The organism is Burkholderia sp. LS-044, assembly GCF_004803625.1.
In the GTDB taxonomy this organism is placed as follows: Bacteria; Pseudomonadota; Gammaproteobacteria; order Burkholderiales; family Burkholderiaceae; genus Burkholderia; species Burkholderia cepacia.
Window position 1 is genome coordinate 73,327 of record NZ_SSWO01000001.1, and the last position, 18,310, is coordinate 91,636.

Sequence of the window (18,310 nt, forward strand, 5' to 3'; positions counted from 1 at the left end):
CCGAACGCCTCGCTTGCTGCCCGGCCGCGCTCAGAACTGGTAATTCACCGACATGTCGAATACGCCGTTGGTCGACTGCTGCGTGATCGGGCTGCGCGCGGCGCGGCCGACGAGCTGCTCGATCGCGCCGTCGATCGTGATGAACCAGTGCTTGTTCACGAACCAGGCCATGGTCACGCCCGCACCGTATGACTTGATCCCGGCCCCCGACGAATACGCCGGCAGCCCCGAACGCGCGGCGGCCGCCTGGTTCACGCCGAACCAGCTGTTCATGTAGCGCGAATCGGCGAACGACACGGTCGGCCCCGCGAACCAGAAGAAATGCTCGTTGCTGCCCGGCAGCGGCATGTACGCGGAGAAATCGCCGACCCAGCCGTTCGAGCCGCCGATGCTGCGCCGGATATCCGCGCGCAGCACGAGTGGAAACTCCTTCGAGATCACGTAATCGGCCGCCAGTTTCATCACCGGCGCCGCGTTGATGTTGTCGAGGCCGTTCAGGTGCTGGATATCGTCGGCCGAGCGGCGCCCGAGGTCGTAACCGACGGACAGGCTCACGCGCCAGTTCGGCCCGCGCAGCACGTTCGCGCCGAGCCCCTCGCCCGTCGACAGGAAGAACAGGTCGCGATAGCGGATGTCGAGGTTCGGGCCGCCCATCACGCGATAGCGGTCGGAGCCCGCATAGCGCGGCTGCAGCGTCATCGCGGCGCCCACGCTGATATTCCACGTGGAAATGTTCGGGTCGAACAGTTTTTCGAGCGGCACACCCGCCGAGTATTGCCACTCGCCGAGCGGCGAAGGCGTCTGGGCCGACGCATCGCGGGTGCCGGCCGCGGCAAGCGCCGCGCACGCCGACAGGCCGGAAACGAACCGGCGTGCGCCGGGTGACAGCAACAGGCGAGCAACTGTGGCCAAGGTGGTCTCCGTCGGTTGCGCGAAACGAACCTGAAGGAAAGCGCATCGCGCCTCTTCGGCCGCAGCGGCTGCCAGGCTGCGGCGCGAACGTAGCGTGTGCTGAATTAACGGACATCCTACGCGACGCGCACGCAGACGCAAAGCGCCCGCTGCGCGCGGGCACTTTGCCCTGCATGGGGATCGAGCGGCGTGGCAGGGACGAATCAGAATCGTTCGACGTGATAGTCACCGGCCAGCGCGGCCGGGCTGCGTGACGACATCATCCGCGAGAAGCCGTCGGCGAGCCGACCGAGCGCCAGCTGCTTCTGGCTCGCATCCCAGTGCGTATAGGTGTCGTACGCGGCATCGTCGAACGACACGGTGACGGCAGCCGGGCGGCCGCTGGCGCGATAGCCGATCTGCAGCACGCCGCCCGGCAGTTCCTCGATGTGATAGCGCAGCGAACGCGATTCGAAATAGCGGCCCAGCACCTGAGCGATCGCGCGCTTGTCTGGCGATTGCACGTGAATGTCCATGACGGTCCTCCTTTTCAAGGTTCGCGCGGCCGGTCGCGGTGCACCGCTTCCGCCCGGCATCCGCATCGGCGGCGGGTTCGACGGCGGGTCGCCCTGCGGTAGCCCGTCAGGCACCGGCGGGTCGACCGGATCGTCGTGTCCGGGCGGCGGCGGGTCCGGGTTGACGTCGGGAGTCGTCGGCTCGGGGCGGTGCAGCATGGATGGCATATTCATGTCGCTCCTGCGCGGCGGCGTGCGCATTTCGATGGCGCGGCGAGCGCGCAAGCAGCATGCCTGCTGTCGCGCCGCGAACGTCGACGGCTTCGCTCAGTCGTCGTAGGCCGCCATCACCAGCCACATCGTGCGTCCTTCCGCGGTCAGCTGCACCGCGAGCGCGTACGGGTCGGACAGCGCCCGCTGCGCGCGCTCCGGGCCGTCGTAGACGGTGCGGTTCAGTTCGCGTACCTCGTCCTTGCCGTCGAACATGCGCCGCTCGGGCCGGTAGACCAGCGATTCGCGTTTCCACGTGTCGAAGCGCTCGCGCACGTGACCGAAATCGCCGCCGCACACGTTCGCGTCGTAACGTATCCTTTCCCTGGATGCATCCATCACGTTGTCCTCTCGTTCCCGCCGACGGCGCGTGCCTCGTGGCCGCACCCCGTCCGCCGCCCCCGGCGCGCAAGCACCGTGCCGCCGATACATGACGGGCACGGCGCTTGCGCCTTCAATCGCCATCAAGGAGGTTCGACCATGACCGCTCACGCCCCCGGCCGCCACCACGCCGTGCCACCGGCTGCCGGACTGCTCTGGCTCGCCACGTCGCGCCCGCCGTCGAAAGACAAGACGGAGGAGCGCATCGACGAGGGACTCGAGGAGACGTTTCCGGCCAGCGACCCGCCCGCCGTTGGCGGCGCGACCCGTATCGACCCTGCCAGGCCGTCCGGCGAGCACGAACGCCGCGCGCCGCACGTTCCTTCCCCGCCCCGCGATCACGGCTGACGGCGGCACCCGGCTCGCGCTGCGCGGCGGTGCAGCGGTGCGCCGGAGCAATCCGGAGTTGATCTGATGAAACGCCTTGAACGCAGATGGCATGAAATCAGCGGCGCCGCCGGCGTCGCGGCGCTGGCGGCAATCGAAAGCGCAGTGGTGCTCGTGATCGTCGCGATGACGGGCATCGGCCACTGACACCCTGTCCGGCCCGTTCGCGGCTTGCGCCGTGGAAGATGTACAAGCGGGCTGGCAAATTTCTCCGTCGCACGGCCGTCGAGGCCCGGCGTGTGCCCCGGCGTTTGCGGTACGCGCGCGGCACGCCATCTGCTTGCACATCGTCCCGCTCACGAAGGAGGCTTCATGTATCGCGTCACCGAGATCATGTCGCGCGACGTGGTGTGCGTCGCGCCGACCGACACGATTCGCCACGCGGCCGAGCTGATGCGGCGCTTCGATATCGGCGTACTGCCCGTTTGCGACGGTGACGAACTCGTCGCGATCGTGACCGACCGCGACCTTGCAGTGCGCGGGCTGTCGCACGGCCATTCGTTCGATACGCCGGTGCAGGCGGTTGCGTCGAGGCCCGTGCAATGGTGTGTCGAGGACGACGGTGTCGGCGACGTCCAGCAGCGGATGGCCGACGTGCAGCTGCATCGATTGCCGGTACTCGACCGTCACCGGCGGCTGGTCGGCATGGTGTCGCTCGGCGACATCGCGACGCGCGCGGGCGGCCCCGAGCGCGACGAACTGGCCAATACGCTCGAGGACGTGTCGCTGCCGCGCCGGCGCTGACCGGCGCCGTTCATATCGGCGACCCGCCCAGGTGCCGCTTCGACCAGGAGGTGTTCGATGACAACCGACAGACCGTCGCGCGACGCCACGCGCATCGTCGGCGACGACCGCCGCACGGCCGGCGGCGGGCCGGGGCCCGACGTGATGGCCGCCCGCACGCTCGAAGGCGATCGCGTGCTGACGATGGACGGCGACGACATCGGCCAGGTCGACGACATCATGCTCGACGTGCGTTCCGGCCGCGTCGCGTATGCGGTCGTTTCGTCACGCGGTCGGCCGGGGATCGGCGACAAGCTGCTCGCGGTGCCGTGGAACGTACTCGTGCTCGACGTCGAGCGCCAATGCTTCGTGCTGCCCGTGGCCACCGAACGGGTGCGCGAAGCCCCCGGCTTCGACAGGAATCGCTGGCCGGCAATGGCCGATCCGGACTGGGCCGAGGCGCTGCACGCGTACTACGGCAGTTCGCCGTACTGGCTCATCGAGGAAGGCGAAACGGCGCTCGACTCGCCGCCGTACGAGGCGTCGCCGGAAGGCCCGGAAGGCGGCAAGCGGTAACGCGATCGCCGGTCAGTGCGCGGCCGCCACCGACCGCTCGAGTTGCCGAGCGGCTGCCAGATGCGCGTTGAGCATCGGCAGCGTGTTGGCCGCGAACGCGCGAAGCTGCGGATCGCGGCCGTTCCGTGCCTCTGCTTCGTAGAGCCGGATCGCCGCTTCATGCGCGCGCGGGCCCGCCAGCGCGACATAGGCCGTGTCGAACGCACGCCCCTCCCTGGTTCTCAATGCCGTGACGGCCGGATCGACGAGCATCCGCGACTGCACCGGCAGGCCCTTGGCCGCCCCGAGTTGCTGCAATTCGCCGGCGATCCGTCGATGATCGTCGAGCATCCGGCGCGCGAACGCCTTCACGTCCGGGTTCGACGAGCGGTCGAGCGCGAGCTGGCTGGCCTGCCGCTCCACCTTGCCGATCATGCCGGCCTTGTCGACGAACTCGGCATCGATACCGGTCGGCCGCTGCGTCATGCCGGCCTCGTCGGCCGTCGTGCCGGGGCGGATCACACCGGGCCCGACCTGCGCCGACGAAGCGGGCGACGCCTGGGCCGGCGGAAACGCGGCGGCCAGCAGGCCGACGGTCGCGGCCAGCACGATCGCCACCGGCCGGCGGGTTCGGTTCGCTTTCATCTCGACCTCCGTGTGTCGCGACGGCACGGGCCGGTTGCGCGGGCTCCCGTCACGCCGGGCGACGGGACGACGTGAAGAAATCGGTCCACGCGCCGTGCCGCCACGCCCCCTCGGTTCGTTCCACCGACAGCGCGCCGGCGGCGAGCATCGTCCGCTCGGCGAACACCCTCGTGCGTCGCGTCACATGCGCGGCGAGCACGACACCGTTCTCGCACTGCTGCAGCGCGCCGCGGCCCTCCGGCGCATCGCCGCGCATCTTGCCGAGCGCGCCGCACAACGCGCCGACGTAACCACCGACCAGCGGCACACCGACCCATGCATGCGGCGAATGGAATCCGCCCACGTGGAGCAGCGCGGCTCCGGCCAGCCCGGCAATCGCCCCGATCGCCACACCCGCCAGCGCGCCCTTCCCGCCCGGCCGCGCGGCGGAATCCGCATACGCGTCGCCGCCGAGCCAGAACAGCGCGTGCTGCCCGGGCGGATTGAGAAAGAAGACTTTCACGTCGTCCCGATGCACGAGGTGGCCGCGCAGTTGCTCCGCGCAATGTTGCGCCTGCTCGAGCGTCGAAAAACGGCCGGCAATGATGGTGTCCATGTCGATCCCTCCTGCCCGGCAAAGTACCGGACCGGGCCGCGCGCACGCGGCGCGCGACCGGCCCGGTGCTTTGCCGGTGCCTCACGTTGCTTCCGGCGGATCTGCCGCCTGTCGAGCACGCGGCTCACGCCGTCGACGTCGTGTGCTGTCGCTCGTCGGGTACGCTGCCCGTCGGTTCGGCCGCGCGATGGCGAACCTGCACGTCGATATCGCCCGATGCCCCGGCTATCCGCCGCTACCGGTCATGCGGGTTCCGATCGTGCCCGGCATCCGGCGCGACATCGGCGATCACGCTCGCCAGCGTCGGCATGTCCACCGGCTTGCACAGATACGCGTCGAAGCCGGCGGCCATCACGCGGTGCCGGTCGGCGTTGCCGGCGTGCGCCGTGACCGCGACGACGGGCAGATGTCCGCTGCCGCCCGGCAAATGACGGATGCGGTCGAGCAGCCAGAAACCGTCGCCGTCGGCCATCGCGAGATCCGACAGCACGACGTTCGGCGCATCCTGTTCCACCGCTTCGAGTGCGTCGTGCCCCGATTGCGCGGTCGACACCTGCGCGCCCATCGTTTCGAGTGCCGCGGCGAGGCTCGCGCGCGAGGTCGCGTCGTCGTCGACGACGAGCACGCGCCGGCCGTCGAGCGCCACCGTATCCGGCGTGCCCGCCGCGTGCAGCAGGTCCTCGGCAGGATCGTCGACATCCCACCGGGTCGGCAGCGTGACCGTGACGGTCGTCCCGCGCCCGGTGCCCGCGCTCGTCGCGACGACTTCGCCGCCGTGCAGTTGCGCGATGTTGCGCACGATCGACAGGCCGAGCCCAAGGCCGCGCCTCGGCGATGCGAATGCGCGTTCGGGCCGGCTGAATGTCTCGAACAGATGCGGCAGGTATTCCGGCGCAATACCCTGCCCCGTGTCGGCGACCGACAGCCGCACACGCTCGCCCGCCCGGGTCAGCGACACGACGACGCGGCCGCCGGACGGCGTGAACTTGATCGCGTTCGACAGCAGGTTCGACAGGATCTGGCGCACGCGCTCGCGATCCGCCGGAATCACGCAGGTCGCCATTTCGTATTTCGTCGAGAGGTCGAGCCCGTTCGCCTGCGCCGTCGCGTCGAGTTCCCGCATGGCATCGCGCACGATCCGCACGAGATCGACCGGCACGCGCTCGAGGCGCAATCGGCCCGTCGCGAGCGACGACGCGTCGAGCAGGTCGGCCACCATGTGCGACAGCGACCGCGCGCTGCGGTCGATCGCGTCGACCGCCTGTTGCGCGAGCCCGTCGCCGTCGACGTTGCGCAGTACCTCGACCCAGCCGTAGATCACGTTGAGCGGCGTGCGCAGTTCGTGCGACACCGTGGCCAGCAGTTCGTCCTTCAGCCGGTTCGACGCGTCCGCCTGTGCGCGTGCGTCGCGCGCACCGCGCAGCGAGCGCATGTTGCGCCGTTCGCCGCGGCGCCGTTCGTGCGCGTCGCGCAGCGTCATCGACAGCCCCGTGCAATCGCCCCGCGCATCGACGATCGGCGACGCGGCGAAAGTCGCACGAAAGCGGCCGCCGTCGCGTCGCACGCAGAGCACGTCGAACGGACCGACCGGCGCACGTAGCGTCGCGAACGATCCGGACAGCGGATGCCGCCGCAACCAGCGCGGCGCGATCAACTCGGCGACGTCGAGCCCGGCGGCCTGCGCCGCATCGATGCCGAAGATCCGTCGCGCGGCCGGGTTCCAGCTCGTGATCCGGTGTGCGGTATCGACGCCGACGATCGCGTCGGGCGACGCGTCGACCACCCGGCGCAGCAGGCCGTCGTCGGGTACGGGCACGCGCGCGGCCGGCGAAGGCTCGCCATGCGGCTCGCGAGCGCCGGCGTCGCCGTCGTCATGGAATTCGCGGAGACGATCGCTTGCGAGCAGCGGCTTCACGGCCATCACGAGCACGCACTCGACGAAGCTGATCGCGACGAACGCGCCGGCCTGCTCGAGCAGCGTGGCCAGCGGCGCGTTGCGCCACCAGAGCGCAGAGATCACGGCCACACTCGCGGCGGCCGCGACCAGGCCGCCGCCGAACGACGCCAGCCATGCGACGGCCGCAACGCCTGCATAGAAAGGCAGCGGCGCAAATGGCGCGTGCCCGCCGACGACGCGAACCGTCCACGCCTGCAGCGCGGACGCCAGCCCGACGGCCAGCACGACCCATGCACCCTGCCGTAACAGCTCACGGGTCAGGGTCCTCATTGCATCCTTGCCTCGCGCCGGCTCCCGTCGCACGGCGTCATGCCGCTTGTCGACCAGCCTGCCGTCGAGCGTGCCGGGCGAGCCTGATGGCACCCGCAAGCGACATGCCCGATGCGTGCTTCAGGCGGCCGGCCGGCGCCAGCCTGCCGGGCTGCTCCGAAGGCCGCGGCCGGTCGGGCGCCGGCCGGTATCGGGGTACGCATCGACGCAAGGCGTCGCGACCGTCTTTTTCATCGGAGCGCTGTAAAAAAGCACCGATGTCCGCCTGAACCTCGGAAGTGCCGCGATTCGTGCCGTGAATCGATGGCCTGTTTCTTCCGCCCCCGCCACGCACATTGGAAATTTCTATTCCTCGGCACCTTCGTGGTCGTTTCGCTGTCGATGATAAATATTGCAATCAACGGAACGGGTGATGCCGATTTTCAAAACGACCCGCTAATGCCGATGGGAGATACCGCAAACCGTTCGAAGCAGCGTGCAGACGGCCGCCGTTTGTCGGGCCGCTCGTCCGCGATGCGCACGCTGCTCGGCCGCATCGAAAAAATTGCACCGACCCGCGCCAGCGTGATGATTGCCGGCGAAAGCGGGGTCGGCAAGGATATCGTCGCGCGCCGGCTGCACGATCTCAGTGCCCGGCGCGACGGCCCGTTCGTGCCCGTGAACTGCGGCGCGATTCCGCCCGATATCGCGGAATCGCAATTGTTCGGGCACGAGAAGGGCAGCTTTACCGGCGCGATCGCGCAGCGGGAAGGTTTCTTCGAAGCCGCGCGCGGCGGCACGCTGCTGCTCGACGAGATCGCGGAAATGCCCGCGTCGCTGCAGGTGAAGCTGCTGCGGGCGCTCGAATCGAATGCGATCGTCCGGGTGGGCGGCACGGAGCCGATTCCGCTCGACGTGCGCATCGTGTCGGCCACGCGCCACAACCCGGCCGAAGCCGTGCGCGACGGCCGGCTGCGCGAGGACCTGTTCTATCGCCTCGCCGCGTTCGCGCTGTACGTGCCGCCGCTGCGCCAGCGCGACAGCGACATCGAGACGATCGCGCTGGAGTTCGTCGACGCGCTCAACGCGCGGCACCGCGCGCACAAGCGGCTGACCGACGCGGCGATCGCGGCACTGCGCGCGTATTCGTGGCCCGGCAACGTCCGCGAGCTGCACAACACGATCGAGCGCGCGTACATCCTGTCGGACGAAGGCATCGACGTCACGCTGCCGAAGCCCGCGGTGCCGCCCGAGCGTCTGTCGGAGGACACGATGGCGCTGCCGCTCGGCGCGACGTTGCACCATGCGCAGCAGCGCTTCATCGCGGCGACGCTGCGCCACTTCGACGGCAACAAGCCGCGCGCCGCGAAAGCGCTCGGCATCAGCCTGAAAACGCTCTACAACCGGCTCGCGCTGATGCGCGACAACGGCCGCACCTGAGCGGCGCGGCCGTGTCGCCCGCGCACCGCATGCCGCGGTTGCGCGGTGCGCAACATGAATTACGCGACCTTGAACCGCCCGACCGTGGTCGCGAGCGCGTTCGCCTGCGACTGCAGTGCGGTCGCGGCGGCGGTCGACTGTTCGACGAGCGCCGCGTTCTGCTGCACCATTTCGTCGAGCTGCGTCACGGCGCGATTCACCTCCTGGATGCCGCGCGTCTGCTCGTTCGCCGCGTGCGTGATCTCGGAGATGATCGTCGTCACGTTCGACACGTTGGAGACGATCTCGCGCATCGTATCGCCGGCCTGACGCACCTGCCCGGACCCGGCCGACACGCTCGCGACCGTCGATTCGACCAGTACCTTCACTTCGCGCGCGGCCTGCGCGCTGCGCTGCGCGAGGCTGCGCACTTCCTGGGCGACCACCGCGAAGCCGCGGCCCTGCTCGCCCGCGCGCGCCGCTTCGACGGCCGCGTTCAGCGCGAGGATGTTGGTCTGGAACGCGATCCCGTCGATCACGCCGATGATGTCGCCGATCCGGCCCGACGCTTCCTCGATCTTCTCCATCGTCGCGACGACGTCCGACACCACCACACCGCCGTGCGACGCGATCCGCGACGCGGCTGCCGCGCGTTCGTCGGCCTGGCCGGCGGCTGCCGCCGACTGGCCGACGGTCGCGGTGATCTCTTCCATCGATGCGGCCGTTTCCTCGAGGCTCGCCGCCGCCGATTCCGTGCGCGACGACAGGTCCTGGTTGCCCGCCGCGATCTCGTTCGCGGCCGTGCGCACCGATTCGCTCGCATCGCGGATCTCGCGCATCACGTCGTTCAGCTTGTCGACGAAGCTGTTGAACGAGCGTGCGATGTCGGCCACTTCGTCACGGCCGTCGGCCGGCAGGCGCTGCGTCAGGTCGCCGGCGCCCGAGCCGATCGCGGCCATGGCCTGGCGCACTTGCGACAGGCGGCGGAACGCAGTCGCGGTGATCGCGCCGATGATCAGCGACGCGACGCCGACGATCACGAGCAGCGTGATCAGCGAAGCGGTCAGCAGCGAGCGCATCCCGGCCGTCGCCTCGTACTTGTCGAGCAGCACCAGCGCGTACCAGTCGGTGCCCGGCACGGGGCGCGCGCGCACCAGCTTCGCGTCGCCGCCGACGCTCACCTCGACCGGCGCGGTCGCGGCCGCGATCGTCGCGCCGTTCGTCGCGCCGAGTTCGGGCGACACGTCGGCGACCGGCTTCAGCGTGAGCTTCGGGTCCGGGTGCGCGACCACATGGCCGCTGCTGTCGATCAACATCCCGAAGCTTGCGGGCGTCGGGTGGATCGACTTCACGTTCGCGATCACGGTGTCCATCGCGACGTCGGCGGCGACGACGCCCTTCAGCGTACCGTCACGCAGGATCGGCACCGCGAACGTGACGACGAGGTTGCCCGTGCCGGCATCGACGTAAGGCGGCGTGACGACCGGCTTGCCGGCCTGCGCGGCCTGCTTGTACCACGGGCGGCCGGTCGGATCGTAGTCGGGCGGGATGCCGGTCGGGTCGGAGAAGTGGAACGCCTTGTCGGCATAGCCCGCGTAGACGTTCGTGAAGCCGCCGGCCGTGGCCATCTGCTTGAACACCGGCAGCGGATCGGGCGTCAGCGCGGCATCCTGCAGCGACGCGATCATCCGGCTCCGGGTGGCGACCCAGTCGGCGATCCCGACCACGTGTCCGCTCGCGACGGAGGTCAGGTTGCGGTCGATCGCGTCGTCGTTGTACGAGCGCGCGATGAAGTAGTTGATGAGCGTGGTGGCGACGAGCGCGAATACGACGATGGCGACGCACGCGGCGAGAATGCGGGCGCGGATGGACGAGAACATGGCAACGACTCGGTAAGGGAGCGCGAACGCCCGGTGGACGAATTCACCGGGTAAACGGCAATCGCGCCGCTTACTTGAGGCCACTGTGACAATTCAGTGAAACGTCTGACAAAACGCAATGCCGATCGTCAGCGGATCGTCGGCGAATCGTCAGGATGACTGCGCGGTCCTGCGACGCGCGCTCACGCCGCCGGGACGCGACGACGGTACCTGCGAGCGTGGGCAGGAGGCGTCGAAAAGGAGGTCGAGACAGGCCGGTTCTCGGTCGACGGATGCATGCGTGTCGATTGGAACCCGGCAGTGGCGCGGCGACGGATCGCGCCGCGCCCGTGTCATCGGTCGCGGCGCGCGCCCGTCACAGGCGATGGCCCGGCCGTGGATCGGCTTCCGCGGGCGGCCCGTCGGCCCGCGTGTCGTTGTCGAGCTCGTCCTGCCGGCGCATCCGTTCGCGCAGGTGCCGGATCGCGAACACGTGGATGTAATCGTGCACCCGCGCGTCGGACGACAATACGCGCACTTCGTCGTCGAGCATCGCACGCAACTGATCCGCACCGATCGCGCGCTGCCTGGCGGCTTCCTTAAGTGAATCGAGCAAACTGTCCTTGGACATCGACAGACTCCTGACGGTCGAGGAACGAAAAGAAGAAGGTACTGGAAGCTTAAAGACTGAACGGCCGCGCGGCGTGCGATGCGCCGGCGCGTGTTTGCGCGCGATCAACGGCACGTTGCGTGCCGTCGTGCCGATCCGTCCCCGAACCGGCCGCGCAAGATTCGCGGCGCAAACGGCCCGCGAACGAGACTGGAAACCTGCCACGCCACCCCGGGGCGCGGCACCGGCTGGCGGGCGAACGATGGGACGCTGCTCGACGCCGATGCATCCGCGAACTTAGACCGGCCGAAATCATGCGTCAAGCGCGCTGCGCCACGCGCCGGCCATTCGTCGGAACGAACGAGCCGGATCGTCGCCCGGACGGCCGATCGGGCGCCCTGCGTGTCAGCGGATTCCGATACGCACCGCGCAATCCCTGACAGCGAGTTCAGCGCACGCTGCTTGGCAGCGTACTGGCGCCCCACGATACTGGTGACATGGACGAAACGTTCATACAGGTCATCGCTCAGCCGGCCGTCGAGCCGGCATGCGGGGCTTGGCGCAGGAGACCAACCATGGCACATCGCAACTTACCGGGCCGGGACGGCCAACGGCGCGCGTCGGGCAACGCACGCGCCCTGCCCGCCCAGGCCGTGCCGGCCGGCAACCGTCCGTCGGACGATATCGACACCTTGCTTGCACTTGCTCGCGAAGCCGGGTTGCTCGTCACGCTCGACGGGCAGATCGGCCGCGAGAAGTACCAGAGCGTCGCGGGCTCGGTTCTCGCGTTGCAACGGTTCGCCGCGGCACTGTGCGCACGGGCCGCACCCGACGCGCCGGCCGCGGTCGAGGCACGCCGCAAGGCGCGCCCCGGCTGGCCGCATGCAAACCGCCTGCGCAACCGTACATGCGGCCTATGCGCGCCGCTGCACGTCGCGCGCCAGCGCCCGCGGGTACGCCGCGGCGCAGGCCGGCGACACGACTTGCGGTCGATGCTTCGCACCGGCTGAGCGGGCAAGCGGCCGGCACGGCACGGGGCCGTGCAATGGCTGCTCACCGCGCAACGTCGGCAGCGCCTGCCGCACGCCGAGCCTGTAGGACGACGGCGCGGCAACGGTGAGCCTGCCGCGACCTTCACCGCTTCGCATCGGCGCAACCGCGCGCCATCACGCATCACCACGCGCCGTTCCACACGGTCGCAATGACAACGATTCCTGCGGGGAATGCACTTCAGACGGGGCCAACGACAACACCAACGCGGAAAGCGGACGGGGTGACTTGCACCCCGCCCGTCCTCCAAGGCAGCCGACGGCTGCCTACCCTCGTGCCAGAGAGTTCTCGGCCGGATGACGCGCCGTGCATCGCACGTCGCGGCTCCGGAAAATGATGTGATGCCGGTGAATGCACCGTCGATCACGGCCTTCGACGCTCGCGCGGCTGCGCGGTGCATGCACGACAGACCGGCCGCGCGGCCGGTTGTTCCGTCAATGTCTCACGCGATACTTGCGCCATTTCTGATGCAGATCAAACCAGGCCGGTTTCGATCTCGACACCGCGCGATTTACTCGGTACCGCGCACGAGCAGCACGGGCACCTGGGCGAGATGCGCCACGCGACGCGCGACGCTGCCGATCAGCCAGGCGGCGATGCCGCGCCGGCCGTGCGTGCCGACCACCAGCAGTTCGGCACGCCAGTGCACGGCGTCGCGCATCAGTGCATGGGCGACGTCGTCGCTGGTCGGGCGGGTTTCGACGATACCGCGCTTGGTCGGGTTCCCGGTCGCATGGAACAGCGGGCCGATCTTCGCGAGTGCATCCTCGCCCTCCGCGCGATAGGCATCCTCGAGCGCGCGCACCGGCACGATATCCGTCAGACGAACCGCGCGATCGATCACGTATGCCGCGTACAGCAACGTTGTCGGCGTCGCGAAGCCGAGCCCGACGCGCACTGCGTGCAGCGACGGCTCGCTGCCGTCGACCGCGAACATCAGCCGCTGCAGGCCGCCATTCGACGGCAGCGCATAGGCGGCCGGCACGATCAGCAGCGCGCAGCGCGCGCGTGTCGTCAGCGTGTCCGACATCGCGCCTTCGACGAGCCGCAGCAGCCCGTGATGCGGATTCGCGCCGACTATCAGCACGTCCGCGCGCCATTCCGACGTATCGTTCACCAGTGCATCGGCCACCGAGCCGCCCGTCACCGACGTATCGACGATGGCCTGCTCGACCTCGATCCCGCTATCGGCGAACAGCGCGGCGATCCGCTCGTTGGTGGCCTGCGCTTCGCGCATCATGTCCTCGCGCGCGGACGTCAGCAGCGCGTCGATGCGCGGGATGTCGGGCAATACGAGGCGGGGGTTGTCGATTGCGCAGACGATGCGCAATCGCATGCCGGGACGCAACAGCGTGCGCGCGTAGCGTGCGGCGGACAGCGATTCGGGCGTCGGATCGACGGCCAGCGCGATCCGCGCAAGCGTCGGGATGGACTGGGCAGGCTGCATGGCGAAGGCCTCCGTGCGTGCGCGTCGTCGCGGAACGACGACGGGAGCTTCGCGCGGAAGCGGCGCGCGGCGGCCGGACGGCCGCCGCGGTCGCGGGGATCGGCGGGATGTCACGCGAAGCGCGGACAATCGATGCGTTCAGCATAGGACGTCCGGCCCGCGCGTGCATGATCGCGATCAAGGGTCGCGCGGGCCCCTGCCCGCGCCGCTTACGACTTCGTCGGCACCGATGCCGCCGGGCGGTTCGCGTAGAACAGTGCATACGCGATGCCGAGCAGCACGATCCACACCGGCCCGATCACGAGGGCGACGCGCGTGTCGGGCGTGAACGCCATCAGCACGACGACCAGCACGAGAAAACCGAGGGCGACGAACGAACCGAGCGGATAGAACGGCACGCGGATCGGCAGGCGCGCGATCTTGTCGGCCGACAGCGTGCGGCGAAAGCGCATCTGCGCGATCAGGATCACGCACCACGTCCAGATCGCGCCGAACGTCGACACCGACGTGAGCCACGTGAACACGTGCTGCGGCGCGAGATAGTTGAGCAGCACGCCGATCAGCAGCAGCGCGACCGAGACGATCACGCCGTACACCGGCACGCCGTTGCGGTTGACCTTGCCGAGCTTGCTCGGCGCCTGGCCCTGCTGCGCGAGGTTGTAGAGCATCCGCGCGGTGCTGAACAGGCCGCTGTTGCACGACGACAGCGCCGCGGTCAGCACGACGAAGTTGATGATGCCCGCGGCAGCCGGGATGCCGAGCCGCGAGAACGTCATCACGAACGGGCTGCCCTGCGTGCCGATCTGATCCCACGGATAGAGCGACATGATCACGAACAGCGCGCCGATGTAGAAAATCAGCACGCGCCAGAACACCGAGTTCACGGCCTTCGTCAGCGACTTCTCCGGGTTGCGCGCCTCGCCTGCCGTGAGACCGAGCATCTCGACGCCGAGATACGCGAACATCACGATCGGCAGCGCGGCGATCACGCCGTTGATGCCGTTCGGCATGAAACCGCCGTGCGCCCACAGGTTCGACAGGCCGATCGCGACACCGCCGTTGCCGATGCCGAACGCGATCATCAACCCGCCGCCGATGATCATCAGCACGATCGTGACGATCTTGATCAACGCGAACCAGAACTCGAATTCACCGTACAGCTTGACCGCGATGAAGTTCACCGAGCCCATCGCCATCAGCGCCGCGAGCGCCCAGATCCAGTTCGGTACGGAGGGGAACCACATGTGCATGTAGACGCCGACCGCGGTGATTTCCGCCATGCAGGTGACGATCCACACGAACCAGTAGGTCCAGCCGGTCAGGTAGCCGGCCAGCGGCCCGAGGTAGTCGCGCGCGTAGCGGCTGAACGCGCCGGCGACGGGATTGGCGATCGCCATCTCGCCGAGTGCGCGCATGATCAGGAAAATCGCGATGCCGCCCAGCAGGTAGGTCAGCAGGATGGCCGGACCGGCGACGCGGATCGCGCTGGCCGAGCCGAGGAACAGGCCGACGCCGATCGTCGCGCCGAGCGCCATCAGGTTGATGTGCCGCTCTTCCAGCCCGCGGTGCAACTGGTCTTCTGGTTGTTTCAAGTCCGTCTCCTGGCAGCCGTGAACGGGCCGCCGTCATTGTCGATATCAATGCGCGACCGTTCATGCCGAACCCGGCATGCCGAAAACGAAATAATCTCCGCCGTCATTTTCCGAATAAGAAACGACACGGATACTGCGTCAATCCGATGGGAATCGCCGCGGATTATCCGTATTTTCCGGAACAATCCGGAAAACGGATCGGGCCTTTCACGGAATACGCCCGTGCGGCCCGTGTGACGCGGCTGAGCGCGTAACGGACGGCGCCGGGATCAATCGCTTTCGGCGCGAACGAATACGCGTCGAATGTGCGCGATCATGCGCACGCAATATGCAGGCGGGATTATATGGAGGATCAGCGGTTTCGCGCCAGCCGATTTTCGTGGAAATCGTGTCGGGTGAAATCCACGGCGGAATTCGAATGCGCGCGTATCTCGCGCGTGGATTTATTTGGACAGCGTCGCGCGCACCGTATATTCGCCTTCGAGCGCACCGTGTTCCGGCCGCACGAAATAACGCGACGCGTCGAGATCGGCCGGCATCGGCTCGACCGGGTAGCCGTGCTTTTCCCACGCATCGAGGCCGCCCTTCAGCGCGCGGATGTTGTGGATCATCTTCTTCCGCTGCATCTTCGCGATCAGGCGCTTCGCGGTGGCCTCGTTCGGACACACGCAATAGACGACGATCGGCCGTTTCAGCAGTTCGGGGTCGAGCAGGTCCGGCGAATCGAGATCGACCGGCACCGCGCCGGCGATCCGGTACGGTTCGCGCTCGCGAATCGCCTTCGGCCGCGCGTCGAAAATCAGCGGCGGCTCGTCCGACGTCATCATCTCGACGAGTTGCGGCGGCGAGATGCGCACCTGCGCGAGATAACGGCGGAACTGCACGCGACGCACCCAGCGGTACAGCAGGAACGTGATGAAGATCGCGAGGAACGCGTCGAGGATCGTGCCGCCGCTCGCGCGCACCCACAGCACGAACTGGACGATCTGGTCGTGAATGGCCGCACCGCCGACCAGCCAGAACGCGGCCCACAGCGACGCGCCGGCCAGATCCCAGAACAGGAACACGCCGACACCGATCGCGGTCGTGCCCAGCAGCGGCGCCGACACGAGGCCGAGGCCCGGCAGGAACTTGGACAGCACGAGCAGCGGCGCGCCGTACCTTTCGAATACGTTACGCGCGAAACGCAGCGTGGTGTCGAGCGACAGCGAGAAGCGCACGAGGCCGTTCAACAGGCGCCGGCCGCGCGTGCGGCCCATGAAGAACCACAGCGAATCGGCCAGCATCGTCGCGCCGATCGCCGCCGCGAACATGCTGACCCAGGATGCCTGCCCCATTGCCGCCATCGTGCCGCCGAGAATCAGCATCGGCACGGCCGGCACCGGCACGCCGAGCTGCGTGATCAACACGCTCGCGAACACGGCCCACGGGCCGAGCGACGATGGAATAGCGATGGGAAAGTGCCACACGGCGGCGCTCCTGGAAGACATGCGGCCGCGCGACGAGGGCCGTCGGACCGGCTGGGCAGCGGCCGCCGCGGCACGTCCGCAGCCAACCAGTGCATGACGGGCATTCTAAACGGGTTTGGCCGCGATCGCGCGGAACCCGCGCCTTCGGCGCGGGCTTCAGGAGGTTGCCGGCACCGCTGTCGCGCTCATGCGTCCGGGCGCTGCGCAAGCCGCGCGACGTGTTCCGCGTAGTCGGGAAACGCGGCGGCCAGCGCGGCTGCGTCGGCCAGTTCGAATTCCGCGAACTCGAAACCCGGCGCCACCGTGCAGCCGACGAGCGCGACGTGCTCCGGCGCCGCGCAGCGCGCGCCGAACCAGCTCCCGGCCCGCACGACCGCCTGGAACACGGTGCCCGGATGCGTGAGCGGGTTGCCCAGCCGGTGGATCGTCAACCCGTCGCGCTCGTCGAGCACCCATACCTCGATCGGATCGCCCGCATAGAAATGCCAGACTTCGTCGGAACGGATTCGATGCCACGACGAGTAAGCGCCGTCGCACAACAGGTAATAGATCGCCGTCGACGCGGCGCGCGGCGCGCCGTCGGCGGAACGCACGACCGAATCGGTCGCACGGTAGGTTTCGCGGAAATAGCCGCCCTCGGGGTGCGGCTGCAGGTCGAACTGGCGAATCAGGTCGGTAGCGGAAATCGGCATGGCGGATGACGTCGGTAAGGTAAGGAACCGGACACCCGGCGCACCGGATCGCTTCGCCCGTCGCGAACGCGACCGCATGCCGCCGGATGCCGCTGGGTCGAACGCCGCGGCCATGCGCGCGGCGAACAAGCGGACACCGGCCGATGCTGCCAGAACTGCGCATCGGGATGCAACCGTGGGCACGCGATTGCCCCCATGGGGCGCAATCGGGTGTACTGCCCTCGCCCGGCCGGTGCGACAGAAACGGCCGTCGCTTTCACACGCCGAGCGTCGGCCGGCGCGTTGTGCGTTTCCGTTTCGTCAGGCCGTCATCCGGCGGATCCGCGCGACAGCCGCCGCCCACAGCCGCCCATACGTCGGCGCCGCGCCCGCGTACGTCACGCAGCCGACGGCGCGACCGGCTCGCTGTGCCGCACCAGCAGCACGGGCCGGTCGGCCGCGCGCAGCAGCGATTCGGCGACGCTGCCGAGCAGCAGCCTGCGCAGGCCGTGCCGCCCGCTCGTGCCCATCACGATCAGGTCGGCATCGGTTTCGGCGGCCGTGCGCATCAGCACGGTGGCGACATCCTCGCCGTAGGCGTCGAGCGCGCGCACGGTGCCCGGCACGTGCTCCTGGGCGAGCACCGCTTTCGCAGCGTCGAGCACCGGCGTCGCGGCATCGGTCGCGGCCGCATCGCCATCGCGCTCGGCCGCGAAACCCGCATCGACGTCGACGAGCTGCGGCCGGTGCTCGACGACATACGCGCAGGTGACTTCACCGCCTGACGCCGCCGCGATCCGGATCGCCTCGTTCAGCGCGAGACGCGCGCTCGGGCTGCCGTCGAGCCCGACGAAAATCCGCTTGTACATGGTCCGTCCCTCCGACCGGGCACGCCTCGCGCGTCGCGCGACGGCGGCCCGTTATCGCCACCCGGCCCGGTGCCGGCTGGCCTGCCGAACAGTCTGCCCCACGTGCCGACGCGCCCGTTGATGCGCGTCAAGTGCGGCCGGCGCACCCGCTGCTTC

18 protein-coding genes and 1 pseudogene are annotated in these 18,310 nt (G+C 68.9%); 5 read left to right on the top strand and 14 right to left on the bottom strand.

The window, feature by feature from the left end:
• Nucleotides 1-30 precede the first annotated feature (30 nt).
• The 3 genes from E9536_RS00315 to E9536_RS00325 form a co-directional block, all read right to left on the bottom strand.
• Complete coding sequence (locus E9536_RS00315; protein ID WP_136469064.1) at nucleotides 31-912, bottom strand: MipA/OmpV family protein; 882 nt, start codon at nucleotides 910-912, stop codon at nucleotides 31-33.
• A gap of 203 nt (nucleotides 913-1,115) precedes the next feature.
• The gene (locus E9536_RS00320; protein WP_060085522.1) at nucleotides 1,116-1,427 is read right to left on the bottom strand and encodes a hypothetical protein; all 312 of its coding nucleotides are present in this window, start codon (nucleotides 1,425-1,427) and stop codon (nucleotides 1,116-1,118) included.
• A gap of 306 nt (nucleotides 1,428-1,733) precedes the next feature.
• On the bottom strand, nucleotides 1,734-2,015 hold the full coding sequence (locus tag E9536_RS00325; RefSeq protein ID WP_136469065.1) for a hypothetical protein: 282 nt from the start codon (nucleotides 2,013-2,015) through the stop codon (nucleotides 1,734-1,736).
• Nucleotides 2,016-2,156: 141 nt separating this feature from the next.
• Between E9536_RS00325 and E9536_RS00330 the strand changes: the two genes are divergently transcribed.
• From E9536_RS00330 to E9536_RS00340, 3 genes are all read left to right on the top strand, one after another.
• Entirely contained in the window at nucleotides 2,157-2,405 is a 249-nt protein-coding gene (locus E9536_RS00330; RefSeq protein WP_060314823.1) for a hypothetical protein, read from the top strand.
• 351 nt (nucleotides 2,406-2,756) lie between these two features.
• Nucleotides 2,757-3,188 (top strand): CBS domain-containing protein, encoded by a 432-nt coding sequence (locus E9536_RS00335; RefSeq protein ID WP_027791577.1) that lies wholly within the window; start codon nucleotides 2,757-2,759, stop codon nucleotides 3,186-3,188.
• A gap of 57 nt (nucleotides 3,189-3,245) precedes the next feature.
• Nucleotides 3,246-3,743: a PRC-barrel domain-containing protein gene (locus E9536_RS00340; RefSeq protein ID WP_027791576.1), complete on the top strand. Its 498-nt coding sequence runs from the start codon at nucleotides 3,246-3,248 to the stop codon at nucleotides 3,741-3,743.
• A 12-nt stretch (nucleotides 3,744-3,755) separates the two neighbouring features.
• On the opposite strand, the gene E9536_RS00345 is transcribed toward E9536_RS00340, so the two are convergent.
• From E9536_RS00345 to E9536_RS00360, 4 genes and pseudogenes are all read right to left on the bottom strand, one after another.
• Nucleotides 3,756-4,367 carry a DUF4142 domain-containing protein gene (locus E9536_RS00345; RefSeq protein WP_136469066.1) on the bottom strand — a complete coding sequence of 204 codons (612 nt, stop codon included), beginning with the start codon at nucleotides 4,365-4,367 and terminating at the stop codon, nucleotides 3,756-3,758.
• A gap of 49 nt (nucleotides 4,368-4,416) precedes the next feature.
• Nucleotides 4,417-4,962 (bottom strand): hypothetical protein, encoded by a 546-nt coding sequence (locus E9536_RS00350; protein WP_059694873.1) that lies wholly within the window; start codon nucleotides 4,960-4,962, stop codon nucleotides 4,417-4,419.
• Nucleotides 4,963-5,051: 89 nt separating this feature from the next.
• Nucleotides 5,052-5,182, bottom strand: a pseudogene (locus E9536_RS42620) (transporter); the annotation flags it as partial.
• A 15-nt stretch (nucleotides 5,183-5,197) separates the two neighbouring features.
• A complete protein-coding gene (locus tag E9536_RS00360) occupies nucleotides 5,198-7,189 on the bottom strand; it encodes an ATP-binding protein (protein ID WP_136469067.1) in 1,992 nt (663 codons plus the stop codon).
• 381 nt (nucleotides 7,190-7,570) lie between these two features.
• Here E9536_RS00360 and E9536_RS00365 point away from each other — a divergent pair, with 381 nt between their 5' ends.
• Entirely contained in the window at nucleotides 7,571-8,608 is a 1,038-nt protein-coding gene (locus E9536_RS00365) for a sigma-54 dependent transcriptional regulator (protein ID WP_060372117.1), read from the top strand.
• Nucleotides 8,609-8,667: 59 nt separating this feature from the next.
• Here E9536_RS00365 and E9536_RS00370 read toward each other — a convergent pair whose 3' ends face one another.
• Both E9536_RS00370 and E9536_RS00375 read right to left on the bottom strand, forming a co-directional pair.
• A complete protein-coding gene (locus tag E9536_RS00370; protein ID WP_027791571.1) occupies nucleotides 8,668-10,467 on the bottom strand; it encodes a methyl-accepting chemotaxis protein in 1,800 nt (599 codons plus the stop codon).
• A 355-nt stretch (nucleotides 10,468-10,822) separates the two neighbouring features.
• Nucleotides 10,823-11,077 carry a DUF3562 domain-containing protein gene (locus tag E9536_RS00375; RefSeq protein ID WP_060085258.1) on the bottom strand — a complete coding sequence of 85 codons (255 nt, stop codon included), beginning with the start codon at nucleotides 11,075-11,077 and terminating at the stop codon, nucleotides 10,823-10,825.
• A 554-nt stretch (nucleotides 11,078-11,631) separates the two neighbouring features.
• Between E9536_RS00375 and E9536_RS00380 the strand changes: the two genes are divergently transcribed.
• Nucleotides 11,632-12,066 carry a hypothetical protein gene (locus E9536_RS00380; protein WP_027791569.1) on the top strand — a complete coding sequence of 145 codons (435 nt, stop codon included), beginning with the start codon at nucleotides 11,632-11,634 and terminating at the stop codon, nucleotides 12,064-12,066.
• A gap of 551 nt (nucleotides 12,067-12,617) precedes the next feature.
• On the opposite strand, the gene E9536_RS00385 is transcribed toward E9536_RS00380, so the two are convergent.
• The 5 genes from E9536_RS00385 to E9536_RS00410 all read right to left on the bottom strand — a co-directional run bounded on the left by E9536_RS00385 (nucleotide 12,618) and on the right by E9536_RS00410 (nucleotide 18,154).
• On the bottom strand, nucleotides 12,618-13,553 hold the full coding sequence (locus E9536_RS00385; RefSeq protein WP_091919663.1) for a universal stress protein: 936 nt from the start codon (nucleotides 13,551-13,553) through the stop codon (nucleotides 12,618-12,620).
• 209 nt (nucleotides 13,554-13,762) lie between these two features.
• Complete coding sequence (locus E9536_RS00390) at nucleotides 13,763-15,145, bottom strand: amino acid permease (protein WP_059694883.1); 1,383 nt, start codon at nucleotides 15,143-15,145, stop codon at nucleotides 13,763-13,765.
• A gap of 443 nt (nucleotides 15,146-15,588) precedes the next feature.
• Nucleotides 15,589-16,614 (bottom strand): DedA family protein/thiosulfate sulfurtransferase GlpE, encoded by a 1,026-nt coding sequence (locus E9536_RS00400; protein WP_021159151.1) that lies wholly within the window; start codon nucleotides 16,612-16,614, stop codon nucleotides 15,589-15,591.
• Nucleotides 16,615-16,799: 185 nt separating this feature from the next.
• Nucleotides 16,800-17,306, bottom strand: coding sequence for a cupin domain-containing protein (locus E9536_RS00405; RefSeq protein ID WP_091919666.1), 507 nt, complete (start codon nucleotides 17,304-17,306; stop codon nucleotides 16,800-16,802).
• A gap of 377 nt (nucleotides 17,307-17,683) precedes the next feature.
• Nucleotides 17,684-18,154 (bottom strand): universal stress protein, encoded by a 471-nt coding sequence (locus E9536_RS00410; RefSeq protein ID WP_060085250.1) that lies wholly within the window; start codon nucleotides 18,152-18,154, stop codon nucleotides 17,684-17,686.
• Nucleotides 18,155-18,310 lie beyond the last annotated feature (156 nt).